The sequence below is a fragment of the Dyadobacter psychrophilus genome (assembly GCF_900167945.1).
Taxonomy (GTDB): Bacteria; Bacteroidota; Bacteroidia; order Cytophagales; family Spirosomataceae; genus Dyadobacter; species Dyadobacter psychrophilus.
Map to the genome: position 1 here is coordinate 68,913 of NZ_FUZA01000002.1, position 19,714 is coordinate 88,626.

Here is a 19,714-nt window from a genome sequence, read left to right on the forward strand (position 1 = left end):
AATGTTACAAATGAATGATTATCAGATTCCAAGGTTGATGCCGACCGTATACTGGCGTGCGCGCGGATAAGCATCGTAATCGTCTCCACGGTTCAGGTTATTTTGGCCCTGATTGTTTACTTCGGGATCAAATCCTTTGTATTTGGTGAACAAAAGCAAATTTTGACCACTCACATAAACCCTTGCATGACGGATGATCTTGGTGTTTACCGGCACTGTATAACCCAGCGACAGATTTTGCAGCCGTACAAATGAGCCGTCCTGAATGAAGAATGATGATCTTCTGAAAGAAATGAAGTCGCGGCGGCCGTCGATAACGGGCCTTGGTGCATTTGTGTTTTCAGGTGTCCAGGAATCGGTCAGAATGTTTCCGATCTGGTTAATCTTTTGCACGCCATCACCCATTTCCGACTGCTGCAGGTTGCGGACTTTGTTGCCGTGCACACCGCGGAAAAATACCGAAACGTCGAATCCTTTGAACTTTACAGTCGTGTTGGCGCCCCAGGTAAGTTTCGGGTTTGGATCGCCAATGATCTTGAAATCGTCGGTTGTATACTTTCCATCCCCATTCACGTCTTCGTACTTGGGATAGCCTGCTTTGGCAGAAAAAGTTTTGCCTTCCTCTTCACTCTGAAATAACCCGACATAATTATATCCGCGCCAAACGCCGATGGGATTTCCGGCTTCCACCCAGCTTCCCAGCACGCCCAGGTGACTGCTTGTGGTGCCTGCAAAAAACGGCGTGCTTTTTCCAAGATCAACGATCTTATTACGAAGAATGGAGACATTACCGCTCACATCCCAGGTGAATGCTTTGGAGCTCATTAACTTGTAGCTGGCTGCAAATTCGAGCCCTTTGTTACTGAGCGAACCGGAATTGAGCATAATGGTGCTGAAACCTGTGCTTTGAGGAATGGAAACGTCCAGCAACAGGTCAGTGGTTTTGTTTTCAAAGGCATCCACAGTTAAAGTAAGGCGGTTGGATAGCAGGGCAAAGTCCAGGCCGACATTGAGCATGGAAGTGCTTTCCCATTTGAGATCATTGTTGGAGATCCTGTTGGGCCCGTAACCCGAAACCAGCGCTGGCGTAGTGCCGAAAACGTAGTTATAAGGAATCAAACCAGCCACGGAGCGGTAAACGGGGATTTGGGAATTTCCCGTAAGTCCATAGCTGGCGCGCAGTTTGAAATCGTCAAACACGGTTGCCAGTCCTGAATTTTTAAAAAAACCTTCATTAACAATTCGCCAGCCAATAGCAGCAGACGGAAATGTTGCCCATTTATTGTTCGGCCCGAATTTGGAAGAACCATCACGGCGTAATGTAAATGTGAGCAGGTAACGGTCTTTGAAATTATAATTCACGCGGCCAAGATAGGAGAGCAGTTCCCACTCAACACGGCCCGAATTAGGAACCAGCGGCCGGCTGCCATTTTGCATATTAACGGCCTCGATGTCGTCGGAAGGAAGGCCCCGCGTTGCATTGGATTCAAAATAGTTGAGTTCTTTCTGATAGGTGTATCCCAATGTTACGTCCAGAAATTGCCCGGCGGCGATCTCTTTGTTGTAGCTTAAAATATTCTCATTCAACAGGTTATTGCTGTTTCTGTTCGCCTTTTGCAGCTCACGGTCGTTCTGACGGCCCAGATACGTGAAATTATTGTAAAAAGTGGTCCGGCGTGCATTGACCAGGTCCACGCCAATGCTCGTGCGAAATTTGAGCCCTTCTATAATGTTAAAGGTTAATGCCGTTGTTCCAAAAAGCCTGTTTGTCCAGTCGCGGTCATAACCCTCCATGGCCTCAGCGAGCGGATTGGTCAAAAAGCGCTGGTCGTAGCTGGCATACTGGTAACCGCCATTTGCGTCATAGACACCCACCGTAGGGTCTAGTCCAAGTGCAGAAATCACTATTCCTCCCGGACCGCCGCGGTCTGTGGGCACATTGCTGCTACTCGATCGGTTGAAGGACCAGCTGTTGCTCAACGTGGCTTTGCCTTTCAAAAAATCATTATCCAGATTCATCCGGAATCCATATCTGTTGAAATCCGTATTTTTGATGATCCCGTTATTATCCAGATAGTTACCAACAAATGCATAACGCATTCCCTTGGTGCCACCCGTGAATGAAAGCTGGTGATTGGACAATGCACCGGTGCGCGAGATCACATCCCACCAGTCGGTGCCTGCCCCGATCTGGCTGATCTGCTGATCGGAATAGCGCGGGTTTCCGCCCTGGCTTTTTTCCAATAAATTAATGTAACGCGCATAATCACCGCCATTAAGCACATTCACTTCGTTTGCAATGGTTTGAAAAGAGTAGGAGCCATCATAATCCACGCTGCTTTGCCCTTCCTTACCGCGTTTGGTGGTTATCAATATGACACCGTTGGCACCTCTGGAACCGTAAATAGAAGTTGCGGAGGCATCTTTAAGTATTTCAATGGATTCAATTTCGTTGGGGTTGATGGTGGCCATGGCATTGGTAGGCTGGCGGTTTCCGGTCGTGCCTAACGCATTATTATCAGGATACATGGGAAATCCGTCGATCACGTAAAGTGGCTCGCTGCCGCTGTTGATCGAGTTTGCGCCACGCACGCGGATGGAAATGCCACCGCCGGGCGCTCCCGAGGTTTGCGTCACCTGCACACCCGGCGCCCGCGACTGGATGGCCTGATCCACAGATGTTACCGGCATTTCGCGGATAGCTTCGCTTTTAATGCTGGAAACTGAGCCGGTCAGGTCACTTTTCTTGACTGCGCCATAACCGATCACCACAATTTCTTCGAGCGATTTGTTTTCCGGCTCCATCACAACGGCGATCGAGGTGCGGTTATCTAAGGATAGTTCCTGAGGCTTGTAGCCAACAAAGCTGAAAACCAGCACGGCGCCCGCTCTCTGAGCAATATCTATTTCAAAATCACCATCTTTATTGGTGGTCGTTCCTTTTTGTGTTCCTCTTAACACCACACTCACCCCGGGCAACCCTGCATTGGTTTCATCGGTAACTTTTCCCTTAATGAGCTCTGCGGCGGGCATAGCCGCTTCCTCTGTTTGCTCTTGCTGGGCGGGTGCGGGCACATTATTGGTTGGCGAGGTGAGCAGTATCCTTCCCGAAGTAAGCTGATACGCGATATGCAGCGGCTCAAAAAGCGTTGTTAAAGCCGTGGCCAGCTTTTGGTTGACGATGTGAATGTTGACCGTACGGTCCGCTTTGATGGCTTTCTGGCTGTATGCGAACTTGACTTCGGCCTGTTCTTCCAACTCGCGCAGCACGTCTTTCAACTCAGCATCCCGTGCGTGGATTGTGACTTGTCTGTCCATAATCTCCTGCGCGCGGCTTTCTGTGGTCGCATAAGTGAGACTGGTGAAGGCAACGGCGAAAAGAAATTGAGCGAGTGTTAGTTTCATGAGAATGCACAGTGATGCACACCATTTTAATTGTAGGTTTCTTTGCATAATTTTGTTGGTTCTATTTTGAGAAAAACAGGACATTGGCCGCATGCTCTTTCTGTCCAAGGATTTTACATGCAGGCCGTAATCAAGGCCGGTAGTGTTCTAGCACTATCGGCTTTTTTATTTACTCAGCTTTTTTGTCAGCATAGTTAAGGGGTTTAGGTTATCAATATGGGTTACAGGTTACTCACAGCCGCGTCCGTTGATGAGAATGCGCGTTCCTTTGATCTCATAATCTGCACCGATCGAGCCGCAAACCAGGTCCAGTTTTTCGTAAAGCGGCAAATCGGTAATGTCTCCGGTGAATGTGCATTCGGCGAGGCGATCATTGGCAAAGACGATTTCGATACCGTAAGTTTTATGAAGGGCTTCCACGATGCTTCCCATGGCAATGTTGTTGAACACCAGCCGCGATTCGTCCGCGGTAACACTTGCTTTCACCGGCGCTACAACCAGACCGGTCATCAGATGCCTGCTTTCCGGGAAGTATGTTACGCGCTGGTTAGGGGTAAGCACCACGCCATTGGATTGATGATCGGCTTTATAATCTGTGAATGAATTATCATTTTCAAATACGGAAACCTTTCCCGTAACGACTTCCACTTCAAGTGCCTGACCTTTCGGACTTGTTTTGATCCGGAAACTTGTTCCTAAAACCCTGGTTACCAACTTTCCACTGTATACAAAGAAGGGTTTGTCGGGATTTTTTGTAATCTCGAAAAAGGCGTCTCCCAGGAGCTGGACTTCGCGTTTTTCTTTGGGGAATTTTTTTGGATAGATGATTTTGCTGCCCGGTGTGAGTGTAACTGCGCTGCCGTCTTCCAGGACGATCTTCTGTGTTGAACTGGAACTGTTGTGGCGGGTAAGGAGCTGATCAGCCGGGGCTTGCACCAGAATTTGCTCGCTTTTAGTAACCGGGTTTGAAACTGTTTTTCCAAAAAATACATAGCTGCAAATAGCCATGACAACGGCTGCTGCTGATAAATACGGCACGGCGCGCTGCCACCAGGTGCGGGCCAGTACGTTTTCTTGTATCGTTTCTTCCCGAATTTCCGCTTTCAAATGATCGAGCACGCGGCTTTCCACATTTTCTCGTTCCTCTCTGGAAAGCGTGACTGTGGAATCTTCGTTGAGATGATCGTACCAATAATGAATTTTGGCAATCTCCTCATCCGAACATTGTCCGTTCTGGTATTTGAGCAGCAATGCCTGAATTTCCTTTATGTTCATTGACAAGCGGTTGTTATCTTTGACTATAAGCCGGAAAAAAGGCAGGTGTCCCTAAATAAGTTTAAAACTTATTTAAAAAATTACATAAAATGGTCATAATAAGCTTAAAATTGTTTTAAAAATACAAACAGGAATTTTTGCGTGCAGCAGCCGATATTACTGGCAGAGGAAAGCAGTAATGGTAACAAGGATTGTATAAAGCGCCTGTTTGAGATGCTCGCGGACAGACTTGGTGGCTTTGGTGAGGTGATACTCAATGGCTTTTTCAGACAGATCAAAATGCTGGGCAATGCGGCTGATAGGCCAGTGTTCCAGCTTGTAGAGCCTGAATATTTCGCCGGATTTTTCGGGTAAAACGTGCAGTCCGTCCTCGATTTGGGACACTAATTCTTTGAGCGCGATTTGATTTTCGGTATTACATTCACTGAGCGAATCAAAATCAGCAGGATTTCCAGCATATGTTCCCTTTGTAACATTGCTGCGAATATGACTGATCACTTCATAGCGCACGGCGGCGAAAAGATAATGGTCGAGATTGGTGATTTTAGTGGTGATTCTTTCCTTCCAAAGCCTGAGAAATATATCCTGAATGATCTCTTCGGCGGCCTCTTTATCTTGCAGTTTGCGATAAGCCACAAGGAACATCTTATACCAGTAACGCTGGTAAATTACAGTAAAAGCGTCTTCGCCGCCTTGCTGCAATGCCTCGATAAGATGTTCATTTTCAAGATTATCAACCATGCCGATCCAGCTATTTTTACGAAATGTATCAATGGGATGAAGGCAAATTTATAATAATTATTTAAATATTTTTATTTGAAAATAATGTTATTTGAATGTGAAAATAGAAAATACCAAGTTGGTGTATTGAACGCTTGTTGATATACGTCCATCTTGATTTTGATCCTGATTTCCGGACTTGCCAGGTACGGGAGCCGGAAAATGCCAGGCGGTAACCAGCGATTCTTCGTGCTCTTTTTTTTGGCGATCCTGTTTACAGATAAGCCTAAGGCGGCTTATATTTCGGAAATTTCAATGAATGGTTCATTTTGTCAGTGTTTAACAATTTTTCTTTCAACACCATCAACCCGTATCACGTAAACGCCTGGCAGCCATGCGCTGATGTCTAATTCAAATGTCAGTGCGCCGGGATTGAATGTCCGGATTTTACGCCCGGATGCGTTAATGATATCAAGCTGCTGAATTTTGCTTTCGGATTGGATGCGTAGCGAGGCAGAAGTTGGGTTGGGATAGATACTGATGTCGCCGCCGCTCCTTACTTCGGCAGTTACGATGCTGCTGAATGCATATGTGTCGTCGCGGTCTGTCATCTTCAACCGGTAATAGTAACGACCGGCCGGCAGACCCGCGTCCTGATACTTATAATCGGTGTTTTTAGCAGCATCACCTTGCGCATTTACGCGGCCTGTCCCGCTGAAAATTTTGGCGTCCGTACTTCTCTGTATTTCAAAATGTGAGCTGTTGGATTCCTTTGAAGTTTGCCATTTCAGATGCGTTACATTTCTTTCCACCTGCGCGCTGAGGCTGATCAGCGTCACGGGCAGCTGATTACCCGGGTCGGTCGTTAGAGGGTTCGGATAGAGCGGAACCGACAAGCTGTTTGTTGCTTTCCCGGCAAGCACTTTTTTGGTATAACCGCCCAGCGCCAAATACCAGTCGGGCGTCAGATCGTAACCGTCGGCGTCCAGCGACAAAAACCAGGCGTTATTTCCCTTGGGTGTATGATCGGCAAATTTCTCCATTTTAAAGAAAGATGTAGCTTCATCCACCTCATCAAACATGGCCAGATAAACCATATTAGCGCCCTCATTGATCACATTTTGAGATTGTTGCCACAAAAAGCTGCCCCCATTGCGAGGGATCGAGTTCTTGACCGCCGCTGACGGGTTATTACGATAGGTTTGCAGATTGAACCATGAAAAACCCGGAAATATAACCGGCATATAGTCAATGCTTTTAGGGGACAGATAAGCCATGTCGGGGCGTATGGTATTGATTGCGAATGCGTTCGCGCCGCTTTCGTTGTTATAACGCCCCACCGACCATGGGCTTACCACATCCAGTAAATCGTACACTGCAAGCCATGCCGCCGAGTGGTCGCGCCAGTTATTATTGAGGCCTCCCATGATATTGGCTCGGTATTTAGGGTCGTCAGTCGGGTCATTCGGGTCACCTTCTTTAAACCATCTGACAAGTTTTTCCGAGCGTTCGGCCGTTGCGTCCGGATTGGAAGCGAGCCCCAATCCCCACAATGCAACCAGCGGTTTTCCCTTATGCCAAAGATAATTGCTTTCCGAGGTGACACCCATTTCGTCCACCAGCCGCTTCCAATCGGCAATTACCTGTTCTGTGGAAGTGGCGTCGGCGCCGGAGAGGTCGTACATGATCGCGTACACGCGTCCATATTTGTTGCTGGCCGTTTGCACGTTTTGAAGCACTTTGTCAAAATGCCGGTGAACGCGAGTGTCCGTCGTACGGAAATAATCCAGAAAACGTTGCTGGAACACACCGTCAATCTCGTGTTGCTGCATCCATTTGAAATGCTCGTCAACGGTGTTGTAGCTGTAACTCGAAAATAGCTTGGCGGGAGAGCCATTGGCGTATGTCATATTGGTCGCAACCTGTTCGTTTTGCGGATAATTGCCCATGTAGGGCCACATATCTACTGTTGACGTGGCGTGTTCCGGCGCTCCGCCGAACCAGTGCAGCCACCAATTGTGCGCAGGGGAGCCGTCCGATGGCAGTCCGAACCAGCCTTGATAACCAAACATTACCTTGCCGTTCAGCGTATTATCAGCGGGGTTGGCTGTGGTTGCTGGCGTTGGTTCGTAAAACTCGATTTCGTCGATTTTAGCTGTAACGCCACCGTTTAGAGGCTGGCTGATTCGGAAATAATTTATAGCGCCAAGGTTAGGGTTTCCTTGCCTGGTAGCATCGGATAAATGCAGAATCACATGGTTCCAGCCATTCTGGATCTTTTGCGCAGCCAGGTTCCAGCGGTATTCATCACTGCCCGCCTGAGCCGAAGAGGAGAAAACAATGTTGCCGGCCCCATTGAAAAGACCTGCATCGGACACATAAAGCCAGAATTTGACAATGCCGGACACTTCGCTGACCGTGGTGTTAAAAGGTGTTGTATTCAAAATAAACCAGTCCTGGCCTGCGCCGGTCCTGGTTACAGAGCCGTTGCCCAGGATTTTATTGGTGTTATCAACAGTAGCGCCATTGGTTCCTGACCAACCTGCTATGTCATCGGCCTTGTTGAATATCCTGGCACCGGTCAATTCGCTGCCTTCGTAACCCTTGGTAAAGCGGATGTTATCAATCTTGATAATGATGGATTCACCTGGATTGATGGGTTTGTAATATCTGAAAAAATTGATCGCTGACAGGTCAGGATTGCCCGACTTGCCTGCCGCACTTAGCCTCAGCACAACATTATTCCAGCCGTTGCGTAAGTTAACGCTGCCGGTTCCCCAGCTAAATTCATCCGTATCGGGATTGCCGGAGCTGGTTATTTCAAATTGCCCGTCCGAAGTGCTGAATTTGGTGATATCAGATACAAACAGGGAAAATTGAAGATAAGCGATGTTCAGCTCGCCGGCCGCGATGCCCGTATTGAGCGGGGACGCAAAATTTTTCCTGAAACGCTCTGTGTTGCCGCCTTCGGATTTGATAGAAAAGCTGCCTTGTGCGGGAGCATCATTGTCCAGACTAAGCGCATTGCCACCTCCGCCCCAACCGGTAAGCGACTCGCAATCATCAACGTTGGTAACCTGTGCGTAGCCCGTAATTGCATACAGGATTAAAAACAGCAGTAGTAAATAGTTCTTTTTCATAGTAAGCATTGATTGGTGAAAACCCAAATCACGCTTCCCGCTCATAATTTTTGCTTAACTATGAATTAATAAAGAATTAATTGCAAAATTTTTTATAAAAATAAAGTGTTGTAGGTTTTTACAAATGGGCAGACCGATATACGGAATGAAGTCGCCCAACCTGTGAATGATCCTAAAATCTCTTGGAGCTTATAAAGCGAAAAGGGCCAGTCCCGAAAGACTGACCCGATTTCCCTAACGTTGAGTATAACCACCCAATTATAGTAATAGTTTTACGACCAAATATTAACTAATAAGCAGACGTCAATTTTTTCCTGTTATAAGAATATTCAATTTATTTAACGGTTCGGAATGAACTTTGGGACCTCATTGACCTTTGGTTCGAGCGTGCGCAGATAAGCATATACGGCTTTCAGGTCTTTTTCTTCCATTCCGGAATACATTGCCCAGGGCATAATGGTGTTCATATCTTTTGGACCAACTTTGTGCGCTACGTAATTTGAATCTTTATAGATTTTAAAACGCTTTACAAATGCCTCCTCGCTCCATGAACCGATGCCGGTTTTTACATCCGGACTGATGTTTCTTGATGTGATTGTTCCCGATGGAAGTTTAAATTCCTGTCCTCCACCAAATTCACTGCCCGGTACAATGTCGCCTTTCTCTCTCTTGCTATGACATTCCACGCAGGAAGCGGCAGTCACAAGATATTTTCCTGTTGCTATCACGTCGTCTTCCGAAGGCCTCTTGCCCGGCGTTGCTTTTGAGGGCATGGTATTGAGCAGAATCGAAACCGGGAAATCAGCCTGGGAGGCCGGAATGTCCTTTTTTACAGGTTTTAGCGTCCGGACGTAAGCAATGATGCTGTATATATCTTCCTGATCCATTTTACCGTAAGCATGATAAGGCATTACCGGAAACAGAGCATTTCCATTTTTGCTTACCCCGGTTGTGATCGCGCGGAAAAGCTCACCGTCCGTCCAGCTTCCTATACCGTAGGGCGTTATGTTTCTTGAAATGAAATTACCCGGGAAACCCATTTCCTGGTTGAAAAGCTCACCGCCTCCTCCCATGTCACCGGAGACAACAGGCCCTGCAAAAAGGCTCCAGTCACGGGTGCTGTGACAATCCATGCAGACATTGACATGATTGGCCAGATATTTGCCGCGTTCGATTCTGGCGGGCGTTTTTTCAACAGTAAGTTCGGGTGCATCTCCGACGTTGGGCAGCGCTAGTTTCACATAAGATGCAGCTGCTACGGCTACGACAACGAAAAGCAGGATGATTATTCCAATGAATTTAAAAAGCTTTTTCATAGAGTTCGGTGAGGGTTTTCTTTGAAAATGCAAAAGTAGAAAAACCGGTCACTTTACCACTGGTTAAGCCATTCAGGATGAGTCAATTTTGTTATAACTTATTTAACGGTCAATTCGTAAAACCTTCACTTAATGATCTGATCAATCAGCGGCTTATAATGCAGGTCCTGACCAGATTCGGTAAGCCAGTCGCGGACGATGAACTTGAAGAAGAGCATAGGCGGTTCGTGCTGGTCAATGGCGGCTTGAAAATAGCCAAGCGCCTCGTTCACCTCACCGATGGAGGCGTGTACAATTCCCATATCGTAATTGGCCACCACCTGATTCTTGCTTAGCGAGATCATTTGGGTCAGGATATCACGCGCACTTTCTGTTTCATCAGAGAGCCCGAATAACACGCCGCACGCACTCAGCGTAATGCCGTTATAATTGATTTCGAGTGCGTTTTCCAGCGCCTCCTGTGCTTCCGGGAAATTTTTAAGCGTGATCAGGTTGAGGCCAATGATCAGGTGTCCGCCCCAGAAAGAGGGTTCCAGTGCAACCAGTTTCTGCCCCTGTTCAACGGCTTTCTCAAAGTTTCCTGCAATCCAGTATACGTATGCTGCGTAAAAATTATTGATCAAAGAGAAAGGTTCGAGGGATAATGCCACGGCTGTTTGTTCTTCTGCTTGGGCATATTTGTCGCTCAGGGCCAGATAAAGCGCATGTTGACTGAGCAAATCCGCTGCGTTCCAGTGCAGTTCTAATGCCTTCGCAAATGAGGCGGCAGCGCTGGCAAAGTCCCATTCATTCAGCATTTGCATACGGGCCAGGGCAAGATAACTTTCTGCAATACCGTTGTCAAGCGCAAGGGCCTGCCCGGTGGCTTGCTTCATAAGCGGTAATGCTTTTGCGGCAGGCAGGTGCCGGTAAAACCACATGTTCAGGTAACAGGAAGCGATACCAGCATACGCGATTGCGTAAGTCGGGTCGAGCGCAATGGCAGATTCAAAATAGCCAATTGCTTTTTGATAGGCGTCAGGCCCGGCGAACTTGTTATGATAGAAACGCCCGCGTAAGTAAAGCTGATAAGCCGCTTTATTATTGGTATACCGTTTAAAAGTGCCAGTAGGCTCTTCTCCAAGCAATTGCACTTTAATGGCACTCAAAATGGCCAGCGCAATTTCATCCTGAATATCGAAAATGTCATCCAGTTCCCGGTCATAATGTTCGGACCAGACCTCACTATCATCGCTTGCAAGCACAAGCTGCACATCCACAAGCAGCCTGTCGCCTGAGTTTCTAATACTTCCTTGAAGTATATGCTTGACATTCAGCTGTTCCCCAATCCATTTCAGGTCTTTTGTTCTGCCTTTAAAAGTGAATGATGAAGTCCGCCCGGCTACCTGCAAACCTGGAACCCGGCTTAGAACATTAATGATCTCTTCCGTGACCCCGTCACTGAAATATTCCTCTTCCGGATCATTACTCAGGTTTACAAATGGCAAAACGGCAATAGATGGCTTCATGATTCAAGAAGTTTGGATATATAATTTTTTACTTGCTGCGATTGGTGGCATCGGTAATATCGCTATTTAATAATTAAGTTTTTTTATTAAAGGTTTCGCCAAATTTAGTGCAACCATCTAATGCAACATTGTGTCTAAAGTGAAAACAGCAAAACCTAACCGCTGCGCTATGAAAAATCTTTTCCGATTATTTTTTCTTCTGGCCATTGTCACATCCTGCGTCACAGACGGCAGTGATTCCTTCGAGCGGTTTCCCTTCGACGGCACAGGTTACAGGCCTATTTACAAAACTGCGGAAGAGATGGCCAAAATAGAGGTCATAGGCGCGCAGCCGCTTTCGAAACCTGGCAAAATATACGTGCTCGAACCGTATCTTTTTATCAATGAATCCGGTCAGGGCATTCATATTGTGGATAATTCGGATCCGAAAAACCCTAAAAATATCTCCTTCATTTCTATTATCGGAAATTACGATATGGCGGCCAAAGGGACGTTTTTATATGCCGATAATTTGACCAATCTGGTTGTTTTTGACATCAGCAATCCCAAAGCGCCCAAGCTGACCAAAACAGTCCCAAACGCCATTCCTGTCAATAATTATCCGCCATTTGATGGTGTCTATTTTGAATGCGTGGAGAGTAAAAACGGCATTGTGACGGGCTGGGAAAAAGTGCCGATGTCCAAAAGGCCGAATTGCTCCCGATAACAGCTTCAAAGAGACAGAAAATTAAATAGACAGGCAAAAAACGAACTGTAATTATGAAAAAATTTGCACCATTTATATTCTTTGGGCTGGTTATACTCGGGCTGCTGCTGATCCTGAGCAGTTGCAACGACGGTCGGAACGATTCCGCATTAAACCCGCAAACCGGCGCTGGCGGCTCCATGGCACGGTTTGCGATAACTGGCAACACGCTTTACATTGTTTCGAAACAATCTTTGGAAGTTTACGATATCGGTGACGGGGCCAGTCCCGTAAAGACCGTGCAAAAGGATATGGGCGTCGGGATTGAGACCATATTCCCTTACCGCGATAACCTCTACGTTGGGGCGATGGACGGCATGTATATTTATGATAACTCCACACCAAGGGATCCGAAGCTTTTAACTAAGTATCAGCATGTCCAATCGTGTGATCCGGTGGTGGTGCAGGGGAAATATGCCTATGTAACGCTGCGCAATGGCGTTACCTGCCGGCCTGGCAATACATTGAGCTCGCTGGATGTGGTCGATGTGAGCAATCCTGCGCAACCGGTAATGGTGCATACACAGCCGATGAGCTCGCCTTATGGACTGGGTGTTTCCGGTAATAAATTGTTTGTTTGTGAAGGAACAAAAGGGTTTACTGTGTTGGATATTACGAATCCAGCTGCTCCGTTGTTCAAGCATACGTTTGAAGATCTGCCAGCCTACGATGTGATTGTCAGGGACAAACATCTGATCATCACCGGTGAAAAAGGACTGTTCCAATACAAATACGACGATGCAGATAATGTTGAGTTTCTGAGTAAAATCCCTGTTCTATGAGATTGTTTTTAATAGCATTTCTTGGCTGCTGCCTACACAGCTTTTTTTCCTTAGGTCAAATAGATGCCGAAACGGCCCAAAAGCATGTGATTGTAAAGTTTGCACCGCTGGCATTGTTTGATTTTGATAATTCCGTTCAATTTGGCCTGGAAGTTCCACTTGGCACCAGCGGGTTGTCTGTACAGCAAGACTTTGGTTACGGGCACTCTTCCTTTAATATGTGGTATAGCACCGAAACGGAGCGCCCCAGAAAGGAGACTTACAAAAGCAGGACCCAACTGCGCTATTATTACCTGGAAAGACGTCGCTATAAGGCTTATATAGCAGGGGAATTTTTACTAAAAAAGGTTATTTATTCCGAAAACAAATGGGTGGGAATGGAATGTGACCAGCCCTGGGGCAATTGCAGTTATTTTGAAAATAAATTTGTTAAAACCGGACGGACGGTGGGGGCAGGGCATGCCAAAATGGGCTGGCAATTTTATTTTGGTAATCGCATGGCACTGGATGTTTTCACCGGTCTGGGCTTTCGCAACATCAGCGTAAAAGCAATCACGCCAGTCCTTGCAAATACCAGAGTCCCACGAACAGACCGCTGGTTCGAATATGACACACCCGGAACCAACGAATTCATTCCCAGCCTGGCCATGGGTTTTCATTTCGGAATTATCCTGGGCAAGTTTGAGGATTAAATCTTAACCTGCAAAGTCAAATAGTAACCTCTTCCGTCTGACGGTAAAATGCCGGGGCCAGGGTAGCCGGTGGCGCGGCGGGTGAAGTACATTTGATTTGCGAGATTGTTGATACTGGCTTCGGCTTTCAGGCGCTTCCATTCGTAAGAAAAGCTCAGATCCATGATTTTGTAAGCGGGGATAAGCCCGACAACAGAAGAAACACCACCGTCGATCGCATTGGTTGCTTCTGAGAACTGATCGGTTAAATGTGTGAGTTGGAATGATCCTTTCAACTTTTTATAGCCGACCCTCAGACCAGTTTTCAAATTAAATTTTGGTACAAACTCGACCTCGTTGCCCTGAACACCAGGAATTTCACTTTTTCTGTATTCAGATTTGATCAATGCAATATTGCCAAAAAGGACAGCGCTCCAATGCTTCTCCTCCGGACTTGCGAGTTTGAAAAAATCGGCTTCCGCGTAAGATTCAACGCCCATGATGACCGCCTGCCCGACATTACTTCTCAGACGCAAAACACGGTTGCTTTCGTCATAAAACTGCACTTCGCCGATCCGGTTGTTATAATTCAGGTAAAAAAGGCTGACGTCGTAGTTGAAAAATGCGGTTTGATGGCTTCTGAAACCCAGATCAATACTGTATCCCTTTTCGTCTTTCAGATTTGGATCGATCACGGAAGAAGGATTAGCAATGCGCATGTCACTGAATGTGATGGAGCGGTAATTTTGAGAAATGTTACCATAAATTTCAACATTCGAATGCGGTTTGTAACTCACGCCAACCCCGGCCAGAACGAACTTACGGCCATTTTTTCGATACTCGTCTGTGCGGGTAATGTTGATAATGTTCCCTGCCAGATCGCGTGAGATGCTGCCGTAAAAACCGTCGGCTGTGGTTTTGATGTATTCAAATCTGATTCCGGGCGTAACCGAAAGCCGGTCTGTCAGATAAAAGATGTTTTCGGCAAAGAGCGACACATTCCTGTTTGGAAATCTGTAATCGTAAGTAATAAAGCGTTCTGGCTCGACGAAATTGAAGTCGGCGTTTTTGCCAGTGCTTCCTACGCCTTGCAGGCTATGGTTAAAGCCATGATAATAACGACCGCCTAAAAGCAGCACCGATAGCTTTTTCGCGGTCACGTATCTTTTCAAATATCGGGCTTCCGCTCCCCAGTTTGTAAACTTGCCCTTGATCAGATCGCGCTCACTATTATCATCAATGGTCGCTACGCGATTGGGCCTGAAACCAAGCGAATAGCGATGTGCGGCTAGTCCGAAAACTCTTAAATTGAAGTCACTGGTTGCGCTGATTTTTTGGTCAAAATGCAGGGCAAGCATATTCCAGCCCACCTGAAACCAGTTTCTTTCCCGGTTTGTCTGTCTGGGATCTTGCACAAACATGGCGTCCGAAAGTCCGCCCGGCTGTTTGGACAGATAATCCATGTGGGTGACATCAATGCCAATACTGGTCCTGTCCGAAACTTTATAATCAATATCCGCGTAAGCCGTTTTGCTATCCAGATGTGAGTTTGCGCGCCACCCGTCTGCTTTTTTGTATTGAAAAAAAGTATAATAGCTCAGCTTTCCAACTGTTCCGCTTGCACTGGTGAATGCATTATAAAAGCCAAAAGAACCAATGCTTTGTCGGGCCGTAATTTCCAGTTTTTTGTTTTCAACCGGCTTTCGCATTACAAAATTAATTAACCCGCCAAACTGCGTGCCGTATTGAAGGGAAGCAGCGCCGCGCACGATCTGAATACGTCCAACGGCTTCAATAGGAGGGGTATAGTAGCTTTCGGGATAGCCTAATGCGTCTGCGCTGATGTCATGTCCATTCTGGCGTACATTGAAGTTGGAAGTCCGGTTAGGGTCAAGGCCGCGGCCGCCGATACTGAGCTGCAATCCGCTTCCGTCATTTTCCCAAATGTTGAGCCCGGCAACCCGGGAATAAATCTGGCGCGCATTGTTTGTTGAGAGATTGGCAACGAGCTGATCGGGCGTGATCACTTCGGATTTTTTTCCTTCATAAATCCCCATATTTTCAACCCCGCGAAGTCTCGAAAAGCCAAAATCCGTTGCTTTTTCGGTAATAGTCAGTTCTTTCAGGTCCTGGTCTTTGGAAATGCCCTGGGGAACGGCAGTGCTATCCGGTTTTGGAGAAGCTTTCCCCGACGTGCGGGATTGCGCATAGGCGACACTTGACAGGGCCAGCAGGAAAAATATAATGTTAAAGCCCCTTAATTTCATCATTGAAAGGAATAATCCAGGATTTATGTTGGAAGGAATCTGTTTGTCTGGCCAAGTCCACAGCCGGATCGATCATGGGTTTGCCCATTCTGCCATTGAGTGCAACATACGAATCCACGTAAATCTGAGGCGAATCAAAACCGGCGGCAGCATAATGGTCGCGCAGCATATGTGCGTATTGCAGGATCATATCCGGCTGGGTGGACATCATCTTTTCCTGTAACCGCGTGAGAAAATCATTGTTATTGACGATCTGCTTTTTGCCCGAGGCGTCCGTGACCGTAAACTGCGTGTAACCTGCTTTTTCCATCAGCATAACCCGCCAGGAAAACCGGTAACCTTCCTCAGTCCAGAAAAGCTCATCGGAATAAAGCAAGTAGCGGAAAGGGAACGTGATTTGAAATACAAAAAAAAGCCCGAAAATCGCCATCAGAAACGGCTTGGTAATGCTGGAAACAATGTATGAACGCTTTGGCCTGATAAATTGAATCGGCAAACTTAAAGCAAAACTGATTGTATCAATCACCTTCTGATGAAATTCCCCAGGGAAAAATATGAAGGCAGTCACAATCATAATGTAAGGGAACATGCCAATGGGAAAAAGAATCGCTGTGAGCAAGTGAAAAATGATCACCGAAACGAAGGCGAGCGGGCGGGTCTTTCTATTCCAAAGTAAAAATCCTATGCTCAGATCATACATGCAGCCAGCCCAGCTGAAAAAATACGGCGTCCACTCGTAATTGAACAGACTGCCTATTAATGGCAGATCATTTTTTGCGGGCAGCCAGATTTTTAATGGTAAAGCATGCAAAAGCCAGTCGCTATTGAGCTTTGCCAGACCGGCGTAAAAATAAATGATGCATACCAGCAATCGAATGCTGTCTATACACCAGCTTGGGAGCTGATCTGCCAGTAGTCGTTTGTTCCGGTAAGCATCCATAGAAAACGACGCGTGAGCGGGCAGAAAGATGAGCATAAAACTCACCATGCTCACAAAGTAATAATGGTTCAGATAAGTGCTTTTATCAATCAGTTCAATGTAAGTGAATGATACAAAAAGCATTACAGCAGCAAACCTGTAAAGCACTCCCAGAGCGACCATAAGTGCGGCCACTGCGCAAATACCGAACAGGAAATAGGTCCATTCTCCCAAAGGCCTGATAAACTCAAAGCCATAAAATGCGAAATGGAATTTTGGTAGAATGTAAAGGTCTCTGATCCAGCCCTTCGCCCAGAAACGGCAAATGCTCAAAAAGAGCATTATGCCGAAAATAACCCGGAAAAGTGCCAGCGTTGCGGCCGGAGAATATTTGTTGAAATAAGCCAGCATGGCTTGTGCGTTTAGTCGCCGTCGTTATCGGTGTAAGTGATGGTAATGCTCATGGCCGAGGTCATGTCCACTTTCAGCATCCTGACTGCCTTTTGCATTTCATTGTAGGTGTCTTTCATTGCCTGATTATTGGTTTTCACCTCCTCAGACAGATTCGGTTTCAGCGCATTGAGCTTCGTTTGGCTTGCTTCAAATTGCGCGTTCAGCAGCTCGGTAAGCGATTTGCCGGTGCTGCTGTCCTTGGCGCCTAATGCATCCAGGTAAGTTTTCAGAGATGGTCCGGTTCCGTCTGTCCTTACGCTTTTTCCATTGAAAAAGGCGATATAAGCCTGATGCGCTGTTTTGGCAAGCGTCAGCGATATGTCTTTCTTGTAAAAAGCTTCCACTTTTTCTGGTGCCGGCACGCCGTTCAGCATCGCGCCTGAGGGAATTCCAAATTTTCCGGAACGGATATAGCGTTCATAATGCAGCACATAGCCGTTTACCAACAGGGATGTGGAAGAGCCGATGTCCAGGCCGGTCTTGGTGATAAAAGTTTCTTTGTATGCCCCTTTCCATTCACTGGTAACCTTGTCGAGAATGCTGTCCATACGCTCGGTAACGCGTTTGATATAAGCCAATTTCGCTGCCGCATTGGGTGCGGTTGTATATTGTGCAATAATGGCAGCGTCGGTTGCGCCTATGCCGTTAATGAGATAATCCAGGGCAGGAAAGCCTTGTTTTGGATAAGAATCTGGGGTTTCCATGCTTGCATTCGGATCGGCAATGCTGGCATTAATGCCCTGCTCACTGGCGGGGTAGATATTAAAAAAGTTTCGGATCGTGTGTTTTTCACCGGGACCAAAATCAAACAATTCTACTTTTTGCCATGCTGTGTAAGCATCCACCCAGGCAGCACGGAATTCGGTTAGCGTCGCCGCGTCGGGTTTGGCGGCAAATGCATTGGATTTGGTCACCATCAGATCAAACTTGACCTGGAAATTATCATAAGACGGAATGATGATGTTATCAGCAATGTGTGTCAACATCGCTTTCCGGTCTTTGCCTTCATCTTCCGGTTCGGGCTCAGGCTTCTCTTTTGAATCTGAACAGCCCAGAAAGATCATGGTTAGCAAGATCGCCAGATAATTTTTCATGCTCATTAGTGGTCAGTTTTAAAACAATAAATGGTGGATCAACGGAAAAACCGCCAATCCACCCAGGTCCGGGAATAATCCAGGTATATTATAACTTAAACTTCGCTGTTATCGCATCCGAAGCCGCATTGACCTTATCATTGGTCAGGTCCCAAAATCCGTTTGGAGAACCCATCAAACCAAGGAGGATCGCATCTGAGAAAGCTGCATCCGCTCCGTTGATTTTGCAATAACGCAGCGAGTAAATGAAGCCAAGTCCTTCGCCTATCGCATGAGCACGTGCGGCATCTGTTGTTCCGCTTTTCCATTTTCCAAGGTAACCCACCGCCGCAGCAGCGATTGCCTTTTCCATTTCCGTTCTGATAAATGTTGCCTGCGTTTTTGCCTCGGTTTTGTCATTGTTTACAATCGCCGCGCGTCCTTTTACGAATGCAGGGTGGATTTTGGCATAGCTGGCTTTGTTGTATTCCCAAAGATATGAGCCGATAAACGATTCGTTCGACTTTCTTTCCGCATCTGTTGCACCAGCCAGGTAAACGGGGTTAAGCGTTAACATTCCATAAGCTTCGTCCCAGTTGTGTTCCAGTGCAGTGTATTTTTTGCCGGAAACCAATGCCGAATTATCAGCGTCCAGGCCTTTGTCCAACAGTGTGTTACCAATGTAATCCAGCTGCAAGGCGCCGATAAGGCCTTTTTGAATGATCTGAGCATGCTCAATTCCTTTTGCATCAACCAGATAGGCTCCCAGTTTTCCTGCAACGCCTTTGGCAGCAGTCGCTTTTACCGATTTGCTGGCAGCGTCGAGTGCGGCAAAGCTGGTTGCCAGATACGCCTGTGCGGCTTCCTTCTCAGCTGTCGGTTTCGACGAAGCAGTCACATCTTTAAGCTGGACGCCCGATCCGTTCAAATCAGCCCCTTTAATGTTGATGGTGGCCGTAGAGATGTCTGTGAACGGATTACCTGTATTGGCGTACATGTTTGCCATTGTTGTAGCACTTACCTGCGTGGAGTCACGAACAGCTGAGCCCATGTAATAGTTAAGCGCCTGAAACATTTTATAACGCGCATTACCTGTCGTCAAATCGGCTGTGGTATCGCCTTTTGTGTCAATAAACAGGCTTTTATAAGGGGTAGTAGGGGTTACTTTTGCGTAATCGATCTTCGTGCGAAGCTCGGTGGTTGGAGGGGTTACCGTCGGCTCATCGTCTTCTGAGCAGGAGGAAAGGCCTGCAATGAGCATTGAGGCAAATAAAGCATTGCGTAGGTTGAAATGTTGTAGCATTTGTTACAAATTCGTTTTTGTCAGGAATTGTGAGAGGTTGCTTATTTAGACTAAAACTAAGCGGGGGCAAACATATGCATTATTTAGAATTAGAACAAATTGTTTGACAAGGTTCGCGATATCATCTTTTTTTAATC

The 19,714-nt window shown here is 46.7% G+C and carries 13 protein-coding genes; 3 read left to right on the top strand and 10 right to left on the bottom strand.

The window, feature by feature from the left end; genetic code table 11:
• Window positions 1-21 precede the first annotated feature (21 nt).
• From B5X68_RS07425 to B5X68_RS07450, 6 genes are all read right to left on the bottom strand, one after another.
• Complete coding sequence (locus B5X68_RS07425) at window positions 22-3,405, bottom strand: TonB-dependent receptor (protein ID WP_082214083.1); 3,384 nt, start codon at window positions 3,403-3,405, stop codon at window positions 22-24.
• A 228-nt stretch (window positions 3,406-3,633) separates the two neighbouring features.
• Window positions 3,634-4,680: a FecR family protein gene (locus B5X68_RS07430; RefSeq protein WP_082214084.1), complete on the bottom strand. Its 1,047-nt coding sequence runs from the start codon at window positions 4,678-4,680 to the stop codon at window positions 3,634-3,636.
• Between the two features lie 156 nt (window positions 4,681-4,836).
• Window positions 4,837-5,421, bottom strand: a complete 585-nt coding sequence (locus tag B5X68_RS07435; protein ID WP_082214085.1) for an RNA polymerase sigma factor — start codon at window positions 5,419-5,421, stop codon at window positions 4,837-4,839.
• A 311-nt stretch (window positions 5,422-5,732) separates the two neighbouring features.
• Window positions 5,733-8,540 (bottom strand): T9SS type A sorting domain-containing protein, encoded by a 2,808-nt coding sequence (locus B5X68_RS07440; RefSeq protein ID WP_170916597.1) that lies wholly within the window; start codon window positions 8,538-8,540, stop codon window positions 5,733-5,735.
• Window positions 8,541-8,878: 338 nt separating this feature from the next.
• Window positions 8,879-9,856: a c-type cytochrome gene (locus B5X68_RS07445; RefSeq protein ID WP_082214087.1), complete on the bottom strand. Its 978-nt coding sequence runs from the start codon at window positions 9,854-9,856 to the stop codon at window positions 8,879-8,881.
• A 125-nt stretch (window positions 9,857-9,981) separates the two neighbouring features.
• Window positions 9,982-11,364, bottom strand: coding sequence for a tetratricopeptide repeat protein (locus B5X68_RS07450; protein WP_082214088.1), 1,383 nt, complete (start codon window positions 11,362-11,364; stop codon window positions 9,982-9,984).
• A 169-nt stretch (window positions 11,365-11,533) separates the two neighbouring features.
• Here B5X68_RS07450 and B5X68_RS07455 point away from each other — a divergent pair, with 169 nt between their 5' ends.
• From B5X68_RS07455 to B5X68_RS07465, 3 genes are read left to right on the top strand one after another with little or no spacing between them, the layout of a single operon-like run.
• Window positions 11,534-12,070 carry an LVIVD repeat-containing protein gene (locus tag B5X68_RS07455; RefSeq protein WP_082215250.1) on the top strand — a complete coding sequence of 179 codons (537 nt, stop codon included), beginning with the start codon at window positions 11,534-11,536 and terminating at the stop codon, window positions 12,068-12,070.
• 53 nt (window positions 12,071-12,123) lie between these two features.
• Window positions 12,124-12,891, top strand: coding sequence for an LVIVD repeat-containing protein (locus B5X68_RS07460; protein WP_082214089.1), 768 nt, complete (start codon window positions 12,124-12,126; stop codon window positions 12,889-12,891).
• Entirely contained in the window at window positions 12,888-13,583 is a 696-nt protein-coding gene (locus tag B5X68_RS07465) for a DUF3575 domain-containing protein (RefSeq protein ID WP_082214090.1), read from the top strand. Before B5X68_RS07460 ends, B5X68_RS07465 begins: the two co-directional genes overlap by 4 nt.
• On the opposite strand, the gene B5X68_RS07470 is transcribed toward B5X68_RS07465, so the two are convergent.
• The 4 genes from B5X68_RS07470 to B5X68_RS07485 all read right to left on the bottom strand — a co-directional run bounded on the left by B5X68_RS07470 (window position 13,580) and on the right by B5X68_RS07485 (window position 19,577).
• Entirely contained in the window at window positions 13,580-15,829 is a 2,250-nt protein-coding gene (locus B5X68_RS07470) for a TonB-dependent receptor family protein (protein WP_374754816.1), read from the bottom strand. The genes B5X68_RS07465 and B5X68_RS07470 overlap by 4 nt on opposite strands.
• Complete coding sequence (locus B5X68_RS07475) at window positions 15,810-17,159, bottom strand: HTTM domain-containing protein (RefSeq protein ID WP_082214092.1); 1,350 nt, start codon at window positions 17,157-17,159, stop codon at window positions 15,810-15,812. The genes B5X68_RS07470 and B5X68_RS07475 overlap by 20 nt, the downstream gene beginning before the upstream one ends.
• A gap of 11 nt (window positions 17,160-17,170) precedes the next feature.
• A complete protein-coding gene (locus B5X68_RS07480) occupies window positions 17,171-18,301 on the bottom strand; it encodes an imelysin family protein (protein WP_310588629.1) in 1,131 nt (376 codons plus the stop codon).
• Between the two features lie 82 nt (window positions 18,302-18,383).
• A complete protein-coding gene (locus B5X68_RS07485) occupies window positions 18,384-19,577 on the bottom strand; it encodes a DUF4856 domain-containing protein (RefSeq protein WP_082214093.1) in 1,194 nt (397 codons plus the stop codon).
• Window positions 19,578-19,714 lie beyond the last annotated feature (137 nt).

Bases quoted from the DNA above. Each gene is read 5' to 3' on its own strand.
- B5X68_RS07425 (WP_082214083.1), bottom strand. From the start codon at position 3,405: ATGAAACTAACACTCGCTCAATTTCTTTTCGCCGTTGCCTTCACCAGT.
- B5X68_RS07445 (WP_082214087.1), bottom strand. From the start codon at position 9,856: ATGAAAAAGCTTTTTAAATTCATTGGAATAATCATCCTGCTTTTCGTT.
- B5X68_RS07475 (WP_082214092.1), bottom strand. From the start codon at position 17,159: ATGCTGGCTTATTTCAACAAATATTCTCCGGCCGCAACGCTGGCACTT.
- B5X68_RS07440 (WP_170916597.1), bottom strand. From the start codon at position 8,540: ATGAAAAAGAACTATTTACTACTGCTGTTTTTAATCCTGTATGCAATT.
- B5X68_RS07460 (WP_082214089.1), top strand. From the start codon at position 12,124: ATGAAAAAATTTGCACCATTTATATTCTTTGGGCTGGTTATACTCGGG.
- B5X68_RS07450 (WP_082214088.1), bottom strand. From the start codon at position 11,364: ATGAAGCCATCTATTGCCGTTTTGCCATTTGTAAACCTGAGTAATGAT.
- B5X68_RS07485 (WP_082214093.1), bottom strand. From the start codon at position 19,577: ATGCTACAACATTTCAACCTACGCAATGCTTTATTTGCCTCAATGCTC.
- B5X68_RS07430 (WP_082214084.1), bottom strand. From the start codon at position 4,680: ATGAACATAAAGGAAATTCAGGCATTGCTGCTCAAATACCAGAACGGA.
- B5X68_RS07480 (WP_310588629.1), bottom strand. From the start codon at position 18,301: ATGAGCATGAAAAATTATCTGGCGATCTTGCTAACCATGATCTTTCTG.
- B5X68_RS07455 (WP_082215250.1), top strand. From the start codon at position 11,534: ATGAAAAATCTTTTCCGATTATTTTTTCTTCTGGCCATTGTCACATCC.
- B5X68_RS07435 (WP_082214085.1), bottom strand. From the start codon at position 5,421: ATGGTTGATAATCTTGAAAATGAACATCTTATCGAGGCATTGCAGCAA.
- B5X68_RS07465 (WP_082214090.1), top strand. From the start codon at position 12,888: ATGAGATTGTTTTTAATAGCATTTCTTGGCTGCTGCCTACACAGCTTT.
- B5X68_RS07470 (WP_374754816.1), bottom strand. From the start codon at position 15,829: ATGAAATTAAGGGGCTTTAACATTATATTTTTCCTGCTGGCCCTGTCA.